This window comes from Ahrensia marina, from assembly GCF_042140245.1.
GTDB lineage: Bacteria > Pseudomonadota > Alphaproteobacteria > Rhizobiales > MH13 > MH13.
Genome location: NZ_CP159483.1, coordinates 1,000,857 through 1,018,678, shown reverse-complemented (window position 1 = coordinate 1,018,678; position 17,822 = coordinate 1,000,857). Strand labels below are relative to the sequence as shown.

General features: G+C 58.1%; 13 protein-coding genes. 7 read left to right on the top strand and 6 right to left on the bottom strand.

What is annotated here, in order from left to right; all coding sequences use genetic code 11:
* The first annotated feature begins 94 nt into the window (after positions 1 to 94).
* Positions 95 to 1,150: a DUF2125 domain-containing protein gene (locus tag ABWH92_RS04960; protein WP_375572694.1), complete on the top strand. Its 1,056-nt coding sequence runs from the start codon at positions 95 to 97 to the stop codon at positions 1,148 to 1,150.
* Here ABWH92_RS04960 and ABWH92_RS04955 read toward each other — a convergent pair.
* The 3 genes from ABWH92_RS04955 to ABWH92_RS04945 all read right to left on the bottom strand — a co-directional run bounded on the left by ABWH92_RS04955 (position 1,147) and on the right by ABWH92_RS04945 (position 4,115).
* The gene (locus ABWH92_RS04955; RefSeq protein WP_375572692.1) at positions 1,147 to 2,109 is read right to left on the bottom strand and encodes a prephenate/arogenate dehydrogenase family protein; all 963 of its coding nucleotides are present in this window, start codon (positions 2,107 to 2,109) and stop codon (positions 1,147 to 1,149) included. The genes ABWH92_RS04960 and ABWH92_RS04955 overlap by 4 nt on opposite strands.
* Positions 2,109 to 3,230, bottom strand: coding sequence for a histidinol-phosphate transaminase (gene hisC / locus ABWH92_RS04950; RefSeq protein ID WP_375574190.1), 1,122 nt, complete (start codon positions 3,228 to 3,230; stop codon positions 2,109 to 2,111). The genes ABWH92_RS04955 and hisC overlap by 1 nt, the downstream gene beginning before the upstream one ends.
* A gap of 66 nt (positions 3,231 to 3,296) precedes the next feature.
* Positions 3,297 to 4,115 (bottom strand): chorismate mutase, encoded by an 819-nt coding sequence (locus ABWH92_RS04945; RefSeq protein WP_375572690.1) that lies wholly within the window; start codon positions 4,113 to 4,115, stop codon positions 3,297 to 3,299.
* 125 nt (positions 4,116 to 4,240) lie between these two features.
* Between ABWH92_RS04945 and ABWH92_RS04940 the strand changes: the two genes are divergently transcribed.
* From ABWH92_RS04940 to ABWH92_RS04930, 3 genes are read left to right on the top strand one after another with little or no spacing between them, the layout of a single operon-like run.
* Complete coding sequence (locus ABWH92_RS04940; protein ID WP_375572688.1) at positions 4,241 to 5,395, top strand: homoserine O-acetyltransferase; 1,155 nt, start codon at positions 4,241 to 4,243, stop codon at positions 5,393 to 5,395.
* Positions 5,392 to 6,018 carry a methionine biosynthesis protein MetW gene (metW, locus tag ABWH92_RS04935; protein WP_375572686.1) on the top strand — a complete coding sequence of 209 codons (627 nt, stop codon included), beginning with the start codon at positions 5,392 to 5,394 and terminating at the stop codon, positions 6,016 to 6,018. Before ABWH92_RS04940 ends, metW begins: the two co-directional genes overlap by 4 nt.
* Position 6,019: 1 nt before the next feature.
* Positions 6,020 to 6,970 (top strand): DMT family transporter, encoded by a 951-nt coding sequence (locus tag ABWH92_RS04930; RefSeq protein WP_375572684.1) that lies wholly within the window; start codon positions 6,020 to 6,022, stop codon positions 6,968 to 6,970.
* Between the two features lie 21 nt (positions 6,971 to 6,991).
* Here the strand turns inward: ABWH92_RS04930 and galU are convergent, their stop codons facing one another.
* Complete coding sequence (galU, locus tag ABWH92_RS04925) at positions 6,992 to 7,873, bottom strand: UTP--glucose-1-phosphate uridylyltransferase GalU (RefSeq protein ID WP_375572682.1); 882 nt, start codon at positions 7,871 to 7,873, stop codon at positions 6,992 to 6,994.
* Between the two features lie 137 nt (positions 7,874 to 8,010).
* On the opposite strand from galU, the gene galE reads away from it, so the two are divergent.
* The 3 genes from galE (at position 8,011) to ABWH92_RS04910 (ending at position 11,509) form a co-directional block, all read left to right on the top strand.
* Positions 8,011 to 9,006, top strand: coding sequence for a UDP-glucose 4-epimerase GalE (gene galE / locus ABWH92_RS04920; RefSeq protein ID WP_375572680.1), 996 nt, complete (start codon positions 8,011 to 8,013; stop codon positions 9,004 to 9,006).
* 48 nt (positions 9,007 to 9,054) lie between these two features.
* Positions 9,055 to 10,269, top strand: a complete 1,215-nt coding sequence (locus tag ABWH92_RS04915; RefSeq protein WP_375572678.1) for a lytic murein transglycosylase — start codon at positions 9,055 to 9,057, stop codon at positions 10,267 to 10,269.
* A 70-nt stretch (positions 10,270 to 10,339) separates the two neighbouring features.
* On the top strand, positions 10,340 to 11,509 hold the full coding sequence (locus ABWH92_RS04910; RefSeq protein ID WP_375572676.1) for a DUF459 domain-containing protein: 1,170 nt from the start codon (positions 10,340 to 10,342) through the stop codon (positions 11,507 to 11,509).
* 96 nt (positions 11,510 to 11,605) lie between these two features.
* On the opposite strand, the gene ABWH92_RS04905 is transcribed toward ABWH92_RS04910, so the two are convergent.
* Positions 11,606 to 13,054, bottom strand: coding sequence for a glutamate synthase subunit beta (locus tag ABWH92_RS04905; protein ID WP_375572674.1), 1,449 nt, complete (start codon positions 13,052 to 13,054; stop codon positions 11,606 to 11,608).
* A gap of 23 nt (positions 13,055 to 13,077) precedes the next feature.
* Positions 13,078 to 17,814 carry a glutamate synthase large subunit gene (gene gltB, locus ABWH92_RS04900; protein ID WP_375572672.1) on the bottom strand — a complete coding sequence of 1,579 codons (4,737 nt, stop codon included), beginning with the start codon at positions 17,812 to 17,814 and terminating at the stop codon, positions 13,078 to 13,080.
* Positions 17,815 to 17,822: the final 8 nt, after the last annotated feature.

Sequence of the window (17,822 nt, the reverse complement as noted above, 5' to 3'; positions counted from 1 at the left end):
CACTTGGCCATCAGGCGCTTGTAACCAAGCGCCGAGCATGGTGGAAGAAGCCACATGGCCAAAACGCCAAAACACAGACGTCAAGGATTGCTCCATGAGCGCAACACCAGCCGCAAGCGCCAGTCCCTTTGGTCGCAAAATCAAGTTCATGGCGATCTTCATCGCCGTGCTGGTGGTCTTGGTTATCGCCGGATGGTTCATCGGCGCGCAGATTTACCGCTCAGCGATTGATGAAGGGCGCGCCGCGCTAGCAAGCGAGGGCGTCACACTCACCTGCAATGATGAAAGCCTGGGCGGGTTCCCAGCCCGCTTTGAGTGGCGCTGCTCAAGCTTATCGCTTTCCATGGCGGGTGGCGCAGAGGTGTCAGGTGGTGCCTTCAACACGGTCTCGCCGGTTTGGAACCCGCTTTTCACCATCGCCGAGTGGACAGGCCCCTTCCGCAGCCTATCTGCCGATGGCTTTGACGCAGACATTGCCGCCGAGCTTCTGCGTGCAAGCATCCGCATCAACACATCATTGCAGCTGGAGCGCCTGTCCGCTGTGCTCGACCCTTTTTCGGTAACCCTTCAAGGTGCACCGCAAGCCATCGCATCCGGCAACCAGGCCGAACTGCATGTCCGCCAGCCAGTTGGCACCGTTGAAGGAAGCGCCACAACCCAACCATCAAGCGAGAACGACTTGGAGGTGGCACTTGTTCTGTTTGGTCTGGAAAGCCTGTTTCTCGGCGGCGTTGATCAGATCGACATGTCGATCACAGCCCTGATGGAAGACTTGGCAACTGTTCGCGCCCGTTCTTTGCAACAGGGCTTGCGCTCATGGGTGGAGCAGTCCGGCAGGATCACGCCCTTGGCAACTCGGTTGCGACTGGATGATCATGCCATCAATCTGGATGGCGATGCGGTGATCGGTACCGATGGCCGGATCGGGTTTGACGGTGCCATTGCCACCAATGATGTGGCCGCTTTGGTCGACCTTATGGGCATTGATGCCTCCAACAATGCCAGCGCCATCACGGCAGGCGCTACACTCTTTGGTCGTCAAACCACGATTGGTGAGGATCGCGCGGTCGAGCTACCACTGCGCATCTCACAAGGCACAGTCAGCATCGGTCCAGTACCCCTAGGGGTGTTGCCGCCACTACGGTTTTAGTCATCACCATAAGGCTTGGGCACGGGTGCAGCGGACCGGCGGCCAAAATCAACCTCATCGGTGTCCTGCCCAAGCTCCACAATACCTTGGCGAACAGCGCGGGTGCGCGCAAACCAGTCTTCCAGCTTGTCGCCATCTTCCCAGCGAATGGCACGCTGAAGGGCGGACAAATCCTCTGAAAACCGGCCAAGAACCTCAAGCACCGCCTGCTTGTTGTTGAGAAAAACATCCCGCCACATAACGGGGTCAGACGCGGCGATACGGGTGAAATCGCGAAAACCACCCGCCGAGTATTTCATCACTTCCTGCTTGGTCACGCTTTCCAAATCGTCCGCGGTGCCAACAATGGTGTAAGCGATCAGGTGTGGCAGATGCGACGTGATCGCGAGCACCAGATCATGATGCTCAGCTTCCATCACCTCAACCATCGCGCCCAGACGGCGCCAGAAACGCGTGAGATCTTGCAGCGCTTCGATGTTAAAGTCTTCGCCGGGCGTCAGGATCACATAGCGGTTCTCAAACATCTCAGCGAACCCCGCCCGTGGACCCGATTGCTCGCTGCCGGCAACCGGATGGCCAGCGATCACATGCACATCAGGCCCAAAGGCATCGCGCATCGCTCCCATGACAGAGCGCTTGACCGAACCGACATCGCTGACGGTGGCACCAGGTTTCACGTGCTTAGCGATCTGTCCACTCACCACGCCAACCGCGCCCACCGGCACGCACAGCATGACAAGGTCAGCATCACGAACAGCTTGAGCAGGATCGGTGGTGGCCAAACTGTCGGGAAAAAGCTCGCCGAGCACCTCAACAGCTTGTGGATCAGTATCAGCAAATTGCAGCAAGCATTCAGGGTCGCGCACCCGCACCGCATGGGCCAGCGACGTCCCAATGAGGCCTGACCCTATGATCGCAACGCGCTCGTAGGGCAGCCCTGTTGGCGAGGTCACGGTCATCACGACGGAACCGGTGCTTGAGCCATAAACTCGGTCAGTGTCTCGATCAGCAGTTCGTTCGCTTCGTCCGAACCGATGGTGATCCGCAGTGCGTTGGGCAGTTTGTAAGCGCCCACTTTGCGGGTCACAAGACCACGCTCCACAAGATAGGCGTCGGCATCATCTGCGGTCTTGCCTTGTGTTCCAGGGAAATGGACCAACAGAAAATTGCCAACACTTGGCGTCACACCAAGGCCAATGCCTTCAAACGCCTCGGTCAGCTTTGGCAACCAGCGATCATTGTGCGCCACGGCCTGCTCGATAAAGCCAACATCGCTCATCGCAGCGGCACCGGCAGCAATGGCCGGACCGGTCATATTGAACGGTCCACGCACCCGGTTCACCGCATCAATCACGTGCGCAGGGCCGTACATCCAGCCAATGCGCAGTTTGGCCAGACCATAGATCTTTGAAAAAGTGCGAGTCATGACAACATTGGGTGCGGTGGCCGCCAGCTCCATGCCGCTTTCATAATCGTTGCGCCGCACATACTCAGCATAGGCTGCATCGAGCACCAGCAGCACGTGGTTCGGCAAACCGGCATGCAGCCGCCGCACCTCAGAAAAGGGCATATAGGTGCCGGTCGGGTTATTGGGGTTGGCCAAGAACACGATTTTCGTGCGTTCGGTAACAGCGGCCAAAAACGCATCCACATCAGCGGTCAGATCAGTGTCTTTCACCTCAACCGGGCTCGCGCCAGCAGCCTTGGTTGCAATTGGATAAACCAAAAACCCGTGTTCAGAGAAAACTGTCTCATCACCAGCGGAGAGATAGGTTTGCGCCAGCAAGGCGAGCAGTTCGTCTGACCCATTGCCACAAACAATCCGGTCCGCTGCGATGCCATGACGTTTGGCGATCGCTTCGCGCAACTCAAGTGCCGAGCCGTCAGGATAGCCGGCCAAATCATCGGCGACGCTGTGAAAGGCTTCAATCGCCTTTGGGCTTGGGCCTAGTGGCGTCTCGTTGGAAGACAGTTTGTGCAATTTAACGCCTGGCACAGCTTTGCTGCGGCCAGGCACGTAGGCAGCAATATCAAGAACGCCCTTGCGGGGCTTTGGGTGGGGTGGAGTTGTACGCATCATCATTCAAACTTTTGGATCGATAAGCTTGAGCTTGTGCAGGGTTCTCAAGGCTTTTGCAATCAGCGTCTAAGGGCGAAACACCGGTGCATGGCTACCAACAATGACAGCCGTAGGGGAAACCGCCTGCATCGCCGCCAACGCCTCGTCCGTGTCAGCGCTAACCAAAACGCGCATATCGTCTCGTGCCAAGATATTCACGCCGTCAGGCAAGTTATCACCGTCTCGCAGTTCGACAGAAAGCACCGTCGCCGCCATCACTTCCCGATCAATCGGCGCATTGGCAACCAGCAGGCAAGGCATGCCGGCGGGATGGTCAGACCGCTCCACAAAGGGCAAACGTGCAATAACATTGGGGGCATCACTGGCCTCCAACGCGCGCCACCAGGCACCATGGCTTGAAAGCGGGATCACGCCCAGAGCATCACCACGGGTGCCGACACGCTCCAAAACCTCACCAGGCTCATCCACCGCTACAATGGGCACCGTATAGCCGAAGTGAAACCGGGCAACATCACGCATGGAAAGCCCGTCGCCGCCACGGGCATAGATCACATCATAGGGCGCCTGAACGTAGGTGAAGGTGGAGATGATCACCCGCCAGATGCTTTCTACAGTATCAAGCGGCAAGAGCCCCGTATGACGTTCGACCATCTCGCGCATCATTGACGCTTCACGGGCGGGGCGAAAGGCCGATGTACGCCGTGCCGGATCATCACCAGCCTGCACTGGCTGAACTTTCTTGATGGCAATGAGGTCAGAAATCACCGCGCTCCGTTCAATCAGCAGCGCATGCATCGCCGCATCGATCCGGTCGATTTCCTCGCGAACCTCAGCCAAGGTCGTTGGCCGTGCGGCTTCGTGCGTATGTGGGGCGCGGTCTTGCATCGCCCACCCTTTACTGCGCTCAGCGTCAAACGCCAACCATGTTGCGTGCCTGGCACCTCTTTCCTGTGTCCAGTAAAGGGTTTAGGGAACATCGCTCGACCCATGTTCGATCCCTTTAAGAGCTTATGACCGCCCCAACGACTGATCCCAATACCACCACGGCATCCGGCACCCTGTTTGAGGTGACCGAACCCTTCGTGCTGGCCTCTGGTGAAACGTTGGATCGGTGTCAGATCGCCTACACGACCTACGGCACGCTAAACGCGGACAAGTCGAACGCGATTCTTGTCTGCCACGCGTTGACCGGTGATCAACATATGATCGGGACGCACCCCGTAACCGGCAAAGGCGGCTGGTGGGAGACATTGGCTGGACCTGGAAAGCCGCTCGATACCAACCGCTATTTTCTCATTTGCGCCAACGTGCTTGGCGGCTGTATGGGCTCCACCGGGCCAAGCTCACCGGACCCCAAAACGGGTGAGATTTACGGGCTGTCCTTTCCGCTCGTCACCATCGCAGACATGGTGGATGCGCAGGCCAAACTGATCGACCATCTTGGAATCGACACGCTTCTTTCTGTCGTCGGTGGCTCCATGGGTGGCATGCAGGTGCTGCAGTGGGCAGCGCGCTATCCGCAGCGCGTGACAAGCGCCATTCCCATCGCAACCGCCGCCAAGCACTCCAGCCAGAACATCGCTTTCCACGAGGTTGGGCGCCAGGCGGTGATGGCCGATCCAGACTGGCATGGCGGCAAATATGCCCAACAGGGCACGCGCCCGACCAAAGGGTTGGCAGTTGCGCGCATGGGTGCACACATCACCTACATGTCCGATGAAGCCTTGCAGGGTAAATTCGGCCGCAGCCTGCAGGATCGCTCAAACATTTCCTTTGGGTTTGATGCTGATTTTCAAATTGAAAGCTATTTGCGCCACCAGGGCATGACGTTCGTCGATCGTTTTGACGCGAACTCATATCTCTATGTCACGCGTGCAATGGACTATTTCGATCTCGCCGCCGACCATGATGGTGTGCTCGCCAACGCTTTTTCAGGCGCAACGACGCGCTTTTGCGTGATCTCCTTCACGTCTGATTGGCTGTTTCCAACCTCCGAAAGCCGCGCCATCGTACACGCGCTCAACGCAACCACGGCGAAAGTCTCGTTCGTCGAAATTGAGTCAAGCCGCGGCCATGATGCATTTCTGCTTGATGAACCGGAGCTTTTCGCCACCGTGCACGCGTTTCTGTCCAGTGTTGCCGATCGTGAAGGCATTCCATCATGACGGTGCCAGATAGCCGCGTTGACTATGCCATCATTGAAAGGTTCGTGCCCGAAGGCGCACGCGTGCTTGATGTAGGCTGTGGTGATGGCACACTGTTAGCGCTGCTTGAGGCCAAAAAGAACATCGATGGTCGCGGCCTGGAACTCTCCCAAGACGGCGTGAACGAGGCCGTGGCACGGGGGCTCTCGGTTGTGCAGGGCGATGCCGACACCGACCTTGCCACCTATCCCGATGGCTCGTTCGATGTGGTGATCTTGTCGCAAACCTTGCAGGCCACACAAGCGCCCAAGAAAGTGCTGCAAGAGCTGCTGCGCATTGGCAAGCGCGTGATCGTGACAATACCCAATTTCGGCAATTGGCGTGCTCGGCTGCACCTTTTGATCCAAGGTCGCATGCCTGTCACAAAATCACTGCCTTACTCGTGGTATGACACGCCCAACATCCACTTCTGCACGCTGCGTGATTTTCTCAATCTCGCAGAAGAAGTGAATGCCACCGTCGAGGACTCCGCAGCTCTCAATGCACAGGGTCAGCGCCTGGCGCTCAGTGCCCCCTGGGCCATTTGGAACTTGATCGGAGCGCAAGGCATCTTCGTGCTGACATCCGATCAAAACGTGACCTAGGTTGACCAACCTGCCACCCCCCTCATCCGCGCAACCCGATCAGTCCGGCGACAACATCAAAGCCATCATCTTGATGGCGCTTTCCATGGTGCTGTTTGCCTTCGACGATGCAGCCATCAAAGCAGCAGGGAATTTGGGTGAGAGCTCTGCCTCTCCAGGAGAAATTCTCATCATCAAGGGTGTACTCGGCACGGTGGTTTATGGCGCCTTGATGTGGCGCGAAGGCAATCGAATGACGCCTGCCTTCGTTCTTGCAATGCTGAAGGACAAGGCCATTGCCTGGCGCACCTTTGGCGATCTGCTCGCTGCTGGCGCCATCGTCACGGCGCTTACACTGATGCCTCTCTCCAATGTTGCCGCAATCTTACAAGTGCTGCCGCTGGTGGTGACGCTGGGCGCAGCACTGATCCTGCGTGAGGCTGTCGGCTGGCGGCGTTGGAGTGCGATCTTGGTTGGTTTTTTCGGCGTGATGATCATCATTCGGCCGGGCACAAGCGGGTACGACATCAACACCATATGGGCGCTGCTTGCCGTGCTTGGCCTGGCGATCCGTGATATCGCCGCGCGCCGGATGCAGGCACGCTTTTCCACCTTTTCCATCGTCACCATGGTGGCCGCACTGTTGATCCCTACCGGGCTTGGCATGCATTGGGTGATGGAAAGCGAACCGCTGCTAACTGGCATTTCACCGCTGGCCTGGTCCTACATTGTCGGCGGCGGATTTTTTGGCATGGCAGCCTACTACGCCATCACACTCTCAACCCGTATGGGCGAACTATCCGTGGTCGCGCCGTACCGCTACACACGCCTCGTTGCCGCGCTGATCCTGGCCTATCTCTTCTTTGGCGAAGTGCCGGATATCTGGATGATCATCGGCGCCACACTGGTCATCGGCGCAGGTCTCTTCACGCTCTATCGGGAGCAGAAGCTGCGCGTGGTGAAGAGCGTTTAGCCGAGCGCGCCGCGTAGTTGTCTAAGCCCGTCTTGAAATGATATCTCGCAGAGCTTCCTGGAAGCCAGGTGCGATGTCAGGTCGCGACAGAGCGAACGCGACGTTGGCAGCCAAAAAGCCCGACTTGGCGCCACAGTCATACGTTGACCCAGTGAACGGCATGGCAAAGAAGGGGCTCTTTTCATGCAGCGTGAGCATCGCATCGGTGAGCTGAATCTCTCCTCCAGCTCCAGCCGCCTGGTTTTCCAGAATGCTCATCACCTCAGGCTGCAAAATATAGCGTCCAGAGATGTAGAAATTGGAAGGAGCTGTGCCAGGCGCTGGTTTCTCCACCATGGCCGTCACCTCAAAGCCGTTGGGCACGTCATCACCTTTGCCGACGATGCCGTATTTTGAGGTTTCCTCCGGCGCACACTCTTCCACCGAGACGATGTTGCCTCCGGTCTTGGCGTAGACATCCATCATCTGGGAAAGGCAGCCCTTCGGTGCCTGCATGATCATATCCGGCAAAAGCACCGCAAAGGGTTCATCGCCCACCATTTCACGGGCGCACCAGATCGCGTGACCAAGGCCGAGCGGCTCCTGTTGGCGGGTATAGCTGACACTGCCAGCTTCCGGCATCTGGCCATCCAGAGCCTCCAACTCAGCAAACTTGCCGCGCTTGGCAAGCGTGTCACGCAACTCCACCTGCACGTCGAAATGATCCTCGATGACGGACTTGTTGCGCCCCGTGACAAAGATGAAATGCTCGATCCCAGCCTCACGGGCTTCCTCAAACACATATTGAATGACCGGGCGATCAACGACGGTCAGCATCTCCTTAGGCATTGCCTTGGTGGCAGGAAGGAAGCGGGTGCCGAGTCCAGCAACCGGAAAAACAGCCTTACGAATGCGCCGCGTCATGCTTCATTTACCTTATGTCTTCATGAATCGTTGAGCGAAGTCCTAGGGCATGAAGCCCGACTTTGGAAACCTTGTGAGGCCGGTAAGGTTCCACAAGGGAATGAACCAAGTGTGAGCGATTCAATGAGTGTGCTGTCATGACTGTTCTTGTAACCGGTGGGGCCGGGTATATCGGCTCGCATATGGTGCACGCTCTGGCCGATCGCAGCGAGCCACTGGTGGTTGTCGACAACATGACAACCGGCTACCGCCCGAACTTGCCAGATGATGTGAGGCTGGTGATCGGTGACATCGGTGATCAGATCTTGATTGAGCGCGTCATGCGCGATCATGATGTCAACGCTGTGGTGCACTTTGCAGGTTCCATTGTGGTGCCGGACTCTGTGGCCGATCCACTGGGCTACTATGCCAACAACACGGTGAAATCACGGTCACTGATGGCCGCTGCGGTCAATTGCGGTGTGAAGCACTTCATCTTCTCTTCCACCGCCGCGGTTTACGGCATGCCAGATCAAGCCATGATCGCCGAAGAGGCAGCAACCGTACCGATTTCGCCATACGGGTCATCGAAACTGATGACAGAAATGATGCTGGCCGACTCCGCACACGCTCATGATTTTGCCTATACGGCGCTACGCTACTTCAATGTCGCTGGCGCTGATCCTGACGGGCGCACCGGCCAAAGCTCGCCGCGCGCCACCCACCTCATCAAAGTGGCAAGTCAGGCCGCGCTGGGCCAGCGCAGCCATATGGAAATCTATGGCACTGACTATGACACCGACGATGGCACGGGCGTGCGTGACTACATTCACGTCAGTGATCTTATTGCCGCCCATGTTCTTGCGCTTGATCGGCTGCGCGCCGGTGGTGACAGCCAGGTGATGAACTGCGGCTATGGACGTGGCTATTCGGTGCGCCAAGTTGTGGATGCGGTAAGGCGTGTGTCTGGCGTTGATTTTGAGGCTCGCGAAACCGGTCGCCGTGCTGGCGATCCAGCCACACTGGTGGCGATTGCTGACCGCGCGCGTGCTGAGTTGGGCTGGGTGCCAGCCTATGATGATTTGGATGTCATTGTTGGCCATGCCTATGCCTGGGAAACCAGAATGGCCGGTCGCAACACTGCTGGGGCATAATCTGTTTCGCGCGGCGTGAGGGACGCGCGATTGAATGAGGAATCGACCATGATCCGCTTTGTTTTTGCTGGTTTTTTGGCCGTGTGCGCCAGCCTTATGGTAGCGCCAACCACCGTGCGGGCTGACGCTGCTTTCCAGAACTGGCTTGCACAATTTCAAGCTGAGGCTCGCCGTGCTGGCATTTCAGATGCTGTGCTTGCCCAAGCCTTCTCCGGTGTGACCTCACCGGATGACAGCGTGCTGCAATCGGCGCGCTACCAGCCGGAATTTGTTCGTCCCATTTGGGAGTATTTGGACAGCGCGGTGTCGTCCAGGCGCGTTTCGACCGGCCAAGACGTGCTGCGCGAGCACGCCGTTGCGCTCGACCGTATTGAGCAAGCAACGGGTGTCTCCAAATTCGTGGTGGTGGCCATATGGGGCATGGAGTTGTCCTACGGGGCGGTCCTGCAAAACCAGAACATCGTGAAACCGGTCATCCGTTCGCTGGCAACACTGGCCTATGCGGACGACGACCGTCGCCGGTTCGGCCATGAGCAGCTCTTGGCGGCGCTGCAAATTCTCCAGCGCGGCGATACCACGGCCGGCAACATGTATGGCAGCTGGGCTGGCGCGATGGGCCACACACAGTTCATTCCCACCACCTATCTCGCCCATTCAGCGGACTATGACGGCGATGGTCGCTCAGACATCTGGCAAAACGTCCCTGATGCGCTCTACTCCACAGCCAACTATCTTCGTGCATCCGGCTGGGTCCCCGGCCATACCTGGGGCTATGAGGTACGCATCCCACAAGGGTTCGACTGGCGCTATGCCGACGAATCCACGCAGCGCTCCTTAGCGCAGTGGCAGCAGATGGGAATCGTGCGCACTGGGGATCGGCAGTTTCCACGCCCGAATGACCAGGCCAGGCTCGTCGCACCGGCCGGGTCCGGCGGGCCAGCCTTTCTGATGCTGCACAACTTCGAAGTCATCAAGCGTTACAACAATGCCGACAGCTACGCGCTAGCGGTTGGTCATCTTGCCGACCGCTTGAAAGGACTCGGTGGCTTCCAGTCTGCTTGGCCGCGTGACTCGCAGCCGCTCACACGCGCTCAGGTGGAGCAGATGCAGCGTCTTTTGACCCAGCGAGGGTTCTCAACCGGCGGCGTGGATGGGCGCGTTGGCCCAATGACACGTGGTGCCGTTCGCGGGTTCCAGGCCTCTATTGGCCTGACGCCTGACGGCTATGCTTCAACCGCCTTGCTCGGGCGCCTGGGAGGATAGTCTCAGCGCCTGGTGGAGACCTGACAAGAGCGCCTTTTTTTCACTGATAAGCCTGTGCTAAAGGGGATCCATGAGAGTGGTTCCCCTTTTGCGTTGCGACACGCCCATAAAAGCCCTGGCAGTCGCTGCGGTGTTGGCCATTGGCGCACCGCTGATGGCCGCCGACAGCGCTAAAGCGCAGACATGGAGGCAAGATGATCCCAGCGCCATCGTATTGCCCAGTCAGCCGGATGGCTCTGGTGCCAGATCAGGTGGCAATCGTGGCGGCCTCTTCCGCATTTTCCGCTTTGAACCGCAGCGCCAGACGCGCCTTCTCCCGCAGCCGGAACTGGAAGTGGCGCCGATCATCGACTTACCGCCACCCAAAGACCCAGATGCGATCACGGTCGTGACGCTAGGCGATGAATTCGCTGATCAGTTACGCGAAGGACTGGTGGATCGCTTTGATGGTGACCGGTTGATCGCTGCCGAAGGCGCCTCGATCCCAGGCAGCGGGATGACCAACCTGGAAGAGTTCAACTGGAACACCGAAGCGCTTCGTCGCCTGGACGATTACACCCAAATCGGTGCGATCGCGGTTGCCATTGGCTACAGCGACCGCCGCTCTTTGATTGATGGCGAGCGCATCTATGCATTTGGAACGACCGCGTGGCGTGATGTCTATCGCAACCGTGTCTCAAGCTTCGCCCTCACATTGGTCACCGAGGGCTACCCTGTGATCTTCGTCGGCCTGCCGCCTATGGGCGATCCAGCGCTGGATGAGGACATTCGGCTGATCAACCAAGTGGTGGAAGAGGCCGTGGCGCCAACGCGCGCGCGCTTCGTCAGCGTTTACGCCGGATTTGCAGACCTTGCTGGCAACTACACACGCGCTGGCCCCAACATGGCGGGCCAAGTCGAGAACCTGCGTCGGGCCGACGGCATCTTCTTCAACCGTGCAGGCCGCGAAAAATTCGCCCATTTTGTCGAACGGTTCGTGCCGCGCGATGGTCAAGTCGGCCCAGAACCAGAAGTCTCGTCTGTGGTGTTCGAGGGCAGCAACCTCTCCGCCGATGGGATTGGCCCGACCATCCTCATGACGTCAGGCTTTGCCGACCCAACGGCAACACTCGTTCGTGATCCAAGCGAGGTTCTGCCTGAAGAGCCCGAAACACGTGCACGCCTGTTGCAAGGCGCTGCGGCGGCGCCGCCGCCAGGACGGGCCGACTCCTTTGCCTGGCCCGAGGGCTCCGGCAGCTAGAGCGCTTCCAGCATCTCCAAGTCACATAAAAAGCCGCCATGCTCATTCCAGCATGGCGGCTTTTTGTTTGGCTGATAGGCCTAATGCAACGCGCCGTTAGCGCGGCAGTGTCGTCTCGCCCATTAGATCCAGATCGATGGCGCGGGCGGCTTGGCGGCCTTCACGGATCGCCCAAACCACCAGGGACTGTCCACGGCGGATATCACCGGCAACATAAAGCCCATCTATCGATGTCTTGTAGTCATCATCATTGGCAAGAATATTGTCGCGGCGGTCACGGGCAAGCTCAGCACCAAAAGCATCAGCAATGCCATTTTTCTTCGGGCCAGAAAAACCAATGGCGATAAGAACAAGATCAGCACGCAGCACAAATTCTGTGCCATCAATCGGCACACGCTTCTCATCCACGCGGGCGCATTCCACACCAACCACTTTGCCGTCTTCATCGCCCTTAATGCCAAGGGTCGCAGCGGAAAACTCGCGCTCTGCACCTTCAGCCTGCGAAGAGGATGTGCGGAACTTGGTTGGCCAATAGGGCCAGATGTTCAGCTTGTCTTCCAGCACAGGAGGAATGGGACGAATATCAAGCTGCGTCACAGACAGACACCCTTGGCGGATTGACGTGCCGATACAATCGGACGCCGTATCACCGCCACCAATCACCACCACATGCTTGCCTTGGGCGTGGATGGGTGGCTCCGGGATTGTCTTTTCTTTGTTCACGCGACGGTTCTGCTGCACCAGATAGGGCATCGCATAGTGGCAGCCGGTGAGGTCCATACCTGGCAGCTCAGGGTCGCGCGGGTGCTCCGCACCGGCGGCAATCAAAACCGCATCATGCTTTTCCATCAGGTCGGTTGGTGCGATGCCCTTACCACGCGAGTCATCGCCGATGGCGGCATTGTAGTGAAAGGTCACACCCTCAGCTTCCATCTGCTCAACGCGGCGCTGAATGTGGTGCTTTTCCATCTTAAAGTCCGGGATGCCATAGCGCATCAGACCACCTGCATCTGGCTCACGCTCATAGACATGAACATCGTGGCCAACGCGCGCCAGCTGCTGAGCGGCCGCCATGCCAGCCGGTCCAGAGCCGATAACGGCGACCGATTTTCCAGTTTTGGTCGATGGTATTTGCGGCGCGACCCAGCCGTTTTCCCAGGCCTTGTCCGCAATCGCCTGTTCAACTGTTTTGATGGCAACCGGCGTGTTTTCAAGGTTTAGCGTGCACGCTTCCTCGCACGGTGCGGGGCAGATACGGCCAGTGAACTCAGGGAAATTGTTGGTGCTGTGAAGATCGGCAATCGCGCCTTCCCAGTCGCCTGAATAAACAAGATCGTTCCAGTCGGGGATCTGGTTGTGGATCGGGCAGCCGGTCGGGCCGTGGCAATAGGGAATGCCACAGTCCATGCACCGCGCGGCCTGTTTTTTCACATCGGCTTCCGACATGGGGAGCGTGAACTCCTTGAAGTGCCGGATGCGGTCGCCTGCCGGTTGGTATTTGAGATCCTGGCGGTCAATTTCCAGAAAGCCGGTGACTTTACCCATACTCTTGTTCTCCTTGGTCCGGCTTATTCCGCCGCCACGCCTTGCAGCTGCATGGCTTCCATCTCTTCCAGCGCGCGGCGGTACTCCACAGGCATCACCTTCACGAACATCGGGCGGTAAGTGTCCCAATCATCCAGGATCATCTTGGCACGCTCTGAGCCTGTGTAGCGGGCATGGTTAGTGACCAACTGGAACAGACGCTCCTCATCAAAACGGGTCATGTCGGAGGAAAGGTCCACACGACCTTTGCTCTCCAGGTCACCGCCATGGTGATGGAGCTTTTCCATCAGATCATCTTCTTCAGGTACCGGTTCCAGCTCGACCATCGCCAGATTGCAACGTGCTGCGAACAGCTTGTGCTCATCAAGCACATAGGCAATGCCACCGGACATGCCGGCGGCAAAGTTGCGACCGGTTTCGCCCAGCACAACGATCACACCGCCTGTCATGTATTCGCAGCCATGATCGCCACAGCCTTCCACGACGGCAACGGCACCGGAGTTGCGCACGCCAAAGCGCTCGCCTGCGATGCCCTGGAAGTAGCACTCGCCCTTCACCGCACCATAAAGGGCCGTGTTGCCGATGATGATCGACTTCTCCGGCGTGATGCGGGTGTTTTCAGGTGGACGCACGACCAAGCGACCCCCACAAAGACCCTTGCCGACATAGTCGTTGCCGTCACCCACCAGATCGATGGTCACACCGCTGGCGACAAAGGCACCAAAGCTTTGACCGGCCGTACCTGAGAGCTTGATGGCGATGGTGTCATCGCGCAGGCCTTTGTACCCGTAGCGCTTGGCCACTTCGCCCGAGAGCATCGCACCAACAGAACGGTCGACATTCTTCACCGGCAGATCAATCTGCACCGGCGTTTTGTCATCCAGTGCAGGCTGGGCCAACTCGATAAGCTTGCGATCAAGAACATCGTCAATTGGATGTTTTTGAAGCTGCGTCCAGCGGATATCCTCTGGCTCAGCATCCGGCTTCCAGAACAGCCGAGTGAAATCGAGGCCTTGTGCCTTCCAATGATCGATCGCGGCATCTTTATCGAGCCAGTCGGAACGACCCACCAGATCATCAAACTTCTTGATGCCAAGTTCGGCCATCATGGCCCGCACTTCTTCGGCCACAAAGAAGAAGAAGTTGATCACATGCTCCGGCGTGCCCTTGAAGCGTTTGCGCAGCACGGGGTCTTGCGTCGCGATACCGACGGGGCAAGTGTTGAGATGACACTTGCGCATCATGATGCATCCGGCAGCAATCAACGGCGCGGTGGAGAAACCAAACTCATCCGCGCCAAGAAGCGCGCCGATGACGACATCGCGTCCTGTGCGCAATCCACCATCCACCTGCAAAGCGATACGCGAGCGCAGACCGTTGGTGATCAGCGTCTGCTGCGTCTCGGCCAAGCCAAGCTCCCATGGCGCACCGGCGTGCTTGATAGAGGTGAGCGGAGAGGCACCGGTCCCACCTTCAAAACCGGAGACGGTGATGTGGTCCGCGCGTGCCTTGGCAACGCCGGCAGCCACTGTGCCGACGCCGACTTCCGACACCAGCTTCACCGAGATATCAGCGGCAGGGTTGGTGTTCTTCAGATCGAAAATCAGCTGCGCCAAATCTTCAATCGAATAGATGTCATGGTGTGGCGGCGGGGAAATCAGACCTACGCCCTGCGTTGAGTGACGCACCTTGGCGATCACCGCATCCACTTTATGGCCTGGCAACTGCCCACCTTCACCAGGCTTGGCGCCCTGAGCGACCTTAATTTGGATCATGTCAGCGTTGACCAGATATTCGGTCGTCACACCAAACCGGCCCGACGCGACTTGTTTGATCGCCGAGCGTTTCGAGCGACCGTCGGGCATCGGCGTGAAGCGTTCCACTTCCTCGCCACCTTCACCGGTGTTGGATTTGCCGCCAATCGCGTTCATCGCAATCGCCAGCGTTTCATGGGCCTCACGACTGATCGATCCGAACGACATCGCACCGGTGGAGAAACGCTTTACGATCTCTTCAGCTGACTCCACTTCATCCAGCGCGATGGGTGTCGTGCCGATCTCATCAGCGTTCTTGATGCGGAACTGACCACGCATCGTGAAGCGGCCATTCTCCGCATTCACGGCTTTGGCGTACTCGTCCCACTTCTCAGGCACGTTACCGCGCACGGCGTGCTGCATGTTCGCCACGATGTCGGGCGTCCACATGTGATCCTCGCCGCGCTGGCGGAACATGTACTCCCCACCAACAGCCAGGTTGTGCGCGAGCGTTGGATCATCGGAGAACGCATCGAAATGACGTTCCACACTTTCACGCGCCACTTCATCCAAACCAACGCCGCCCACCATGGACGCGGTGCCAAAGAAGAACTCATCGATGAAGGCTTGGCCGAGGCCCACAGCATCAAAGATCTGCGCGCCGCAATAGGACTGATAGGTTGAGATGCCCATTTTGGACATCACCTTCAACAAGCCTTTGCCGATGGATTTGATGTAGCGCTCGACCACTTCGTATTTGTCGACAACGTCAGGGAAGAGTTCCTTGGCATGCATGTCGGCCAGCGTTTCAAACGCCAGATATGGGTTGATGGCTTCCGCACCATAACCTGCAAGACAGGCAAAGTGATGCACTTCGCGTGCTTCACCGGTTTCGACCACCAGGCCGACGGAGGTGCGGAGACCCTTGCGAATGAGATGATTGTGAACGGCTGCTGTCGCCAAAAGCGCCGGCATCGGAATGCGGTCAGGGCCAACCATCCGGTCGGATAGAATGATGATGTTGTAGCTGCCGCGCACAGCAGCTTCAGCCCGCTCGCACAGCATTGTCAGCGCTTCGCGCATGCCAGCCGCACCACGGGCTGACTCATACGTCATGTTGAGCGTCTTCGTCTCGAAACGGTCCTCGTACAGCGAGATGGAGCGGATTTTCTCCAAATCCTCATTGGTGAGGATCGGTTGGCGCACTTCCAGCCGCTTGCGACGCGACAGACCTTCCAGATCGAACAGGTTCGGTCGTGGGCCAATGAACGAGACCAGGCTCATCACCAGCTCCTCGCGGATCGGATCAATCGGCGGGTTGGTGACCTGCGCGAAGTTCTGCTTGAAATAGGTGTAGAGCAACTTCGACTTATCCGAGAGCGCCGACAGTGGCGTGTCGGTTCCCATAGAACCCAGCGCTTCCTGGCCGGTGATTGCCATCGGCGCGAGCAGGATTTTCAGGTCTTCCTGCGTGTAACCAAAGGCCTGCTGACGGTCGAGCAAAGACACATCAGCGCGTGAGGGACGCGCTTCAACAGGCTTGAGATCTTCCAGCACGATCTGGGTTTTCTTCACCCAGTCGGCATAAGGGTTGGCCGTGGCAAGCTCATGCTTGATATCTTCATCAGAAATGATGCGCTGACCCTCAAGATCGACCAACAGCATTTTGCCAGGCTGCAAGCGCCATTTCTCAACGATCTTTTCTTCAGGCACCTCAAGCGTTCCAGCTTCGGACGCCATCAGGATATCGCCGTCATCGGTGACGAGATAACGCGCCGGGCGCAGACCATTGCGATCCAGCGTCGCGCCGATCATCCGGCCATCGGTGAAGGCAACCGCCGCCGGTCCATCCCATGGCTCCATCAGGGCCGCATGGTACTCGTAAAAGGCCTTGCGCTCGTCATCCATAACCTGGTTGCCAGACCACGCTTCGGGCACCAGCATCATCACGGCGTGATGCATGGGGTAGCCACCCATGAAGAGAAACTCCAGCGCATTGTCGAAACAAGCGGTGTCGGACTGACCTTCATAGGAAATCGGCCAGAGCTTGGAGATGTCGTTACCGAAAAGCTCAGAGTCCACGGAAGCTTGGCGGGCCGCCATCCAGTTGACGTTGCCGCGCAGCGTGTTGATTTCACCATTGTGCGCCACCATCCGGTAGGGGTGGGCAAGCTTCCAAGATGGGAATGTGTTGGTCGAAAAGCGCTGGTGCACCAGGGCAAGCGAGGATGTGAAGCGCTCGTCCGAAAGGTCCTTGAAATAGGCGCCCAACTGATAGGCAAGGAACATGCCCTTGTAGACGATGGTGCGCGAAGACAGTGAGACAATGTAGAACTGCTCGCCTGAGGCAATGCCGCCATAAATGGTGTTGGAGATAACCTTGCGCAGAATGAACAAGCGACGCTCAAAATCATCACCGCCGGGCGTGGTGTCGCCACGACCGATGAAAACCTGGCGATGCACAGGCTCGGAGGCCCGAATATCTGGCGCTTGCGACAGACATGAATTGTCCACCGGCACATCACGCCAGCCAAGAAGCACCTGACCCTCAGCCGCGATGACGGACTCCACAACCTCTTCACAACGCGCGCGCAGCGCATCGTCCTGCGGCATAAACAGGAAGCCGACCGCATAGTCTTCGGTGGCTGGTAGCTCCACACTTTGTTTGCCCATTTCCTCTCGGAAAAACGCATCTGGCTTTTGCAGAAGCATGCCGGCGCCATCACCCATCAACGGGTCAGCCCCCACGGCACCGCGATGGGTGAGGTTTTCCAGAATTTGAAGGCCATCACGCACGATACGGTGCGAGGTCTCACCCTTCATGTTGGCGATGAAACCAACACCGCAGGCATCACGTTCATGGGTTGGGCGATAAAGCCCTTGGCTGGCTGCTTCAGCCCGCAAATCGGTGTGCGTACGGGTTGGAACGGCAGACTTATCCTTCGCCAGCGTATCAATCAGCGTCACGCTGTTACCGCTCTGGCCTGGCGCCTGAAGGTTGCTCATGGTCCTCA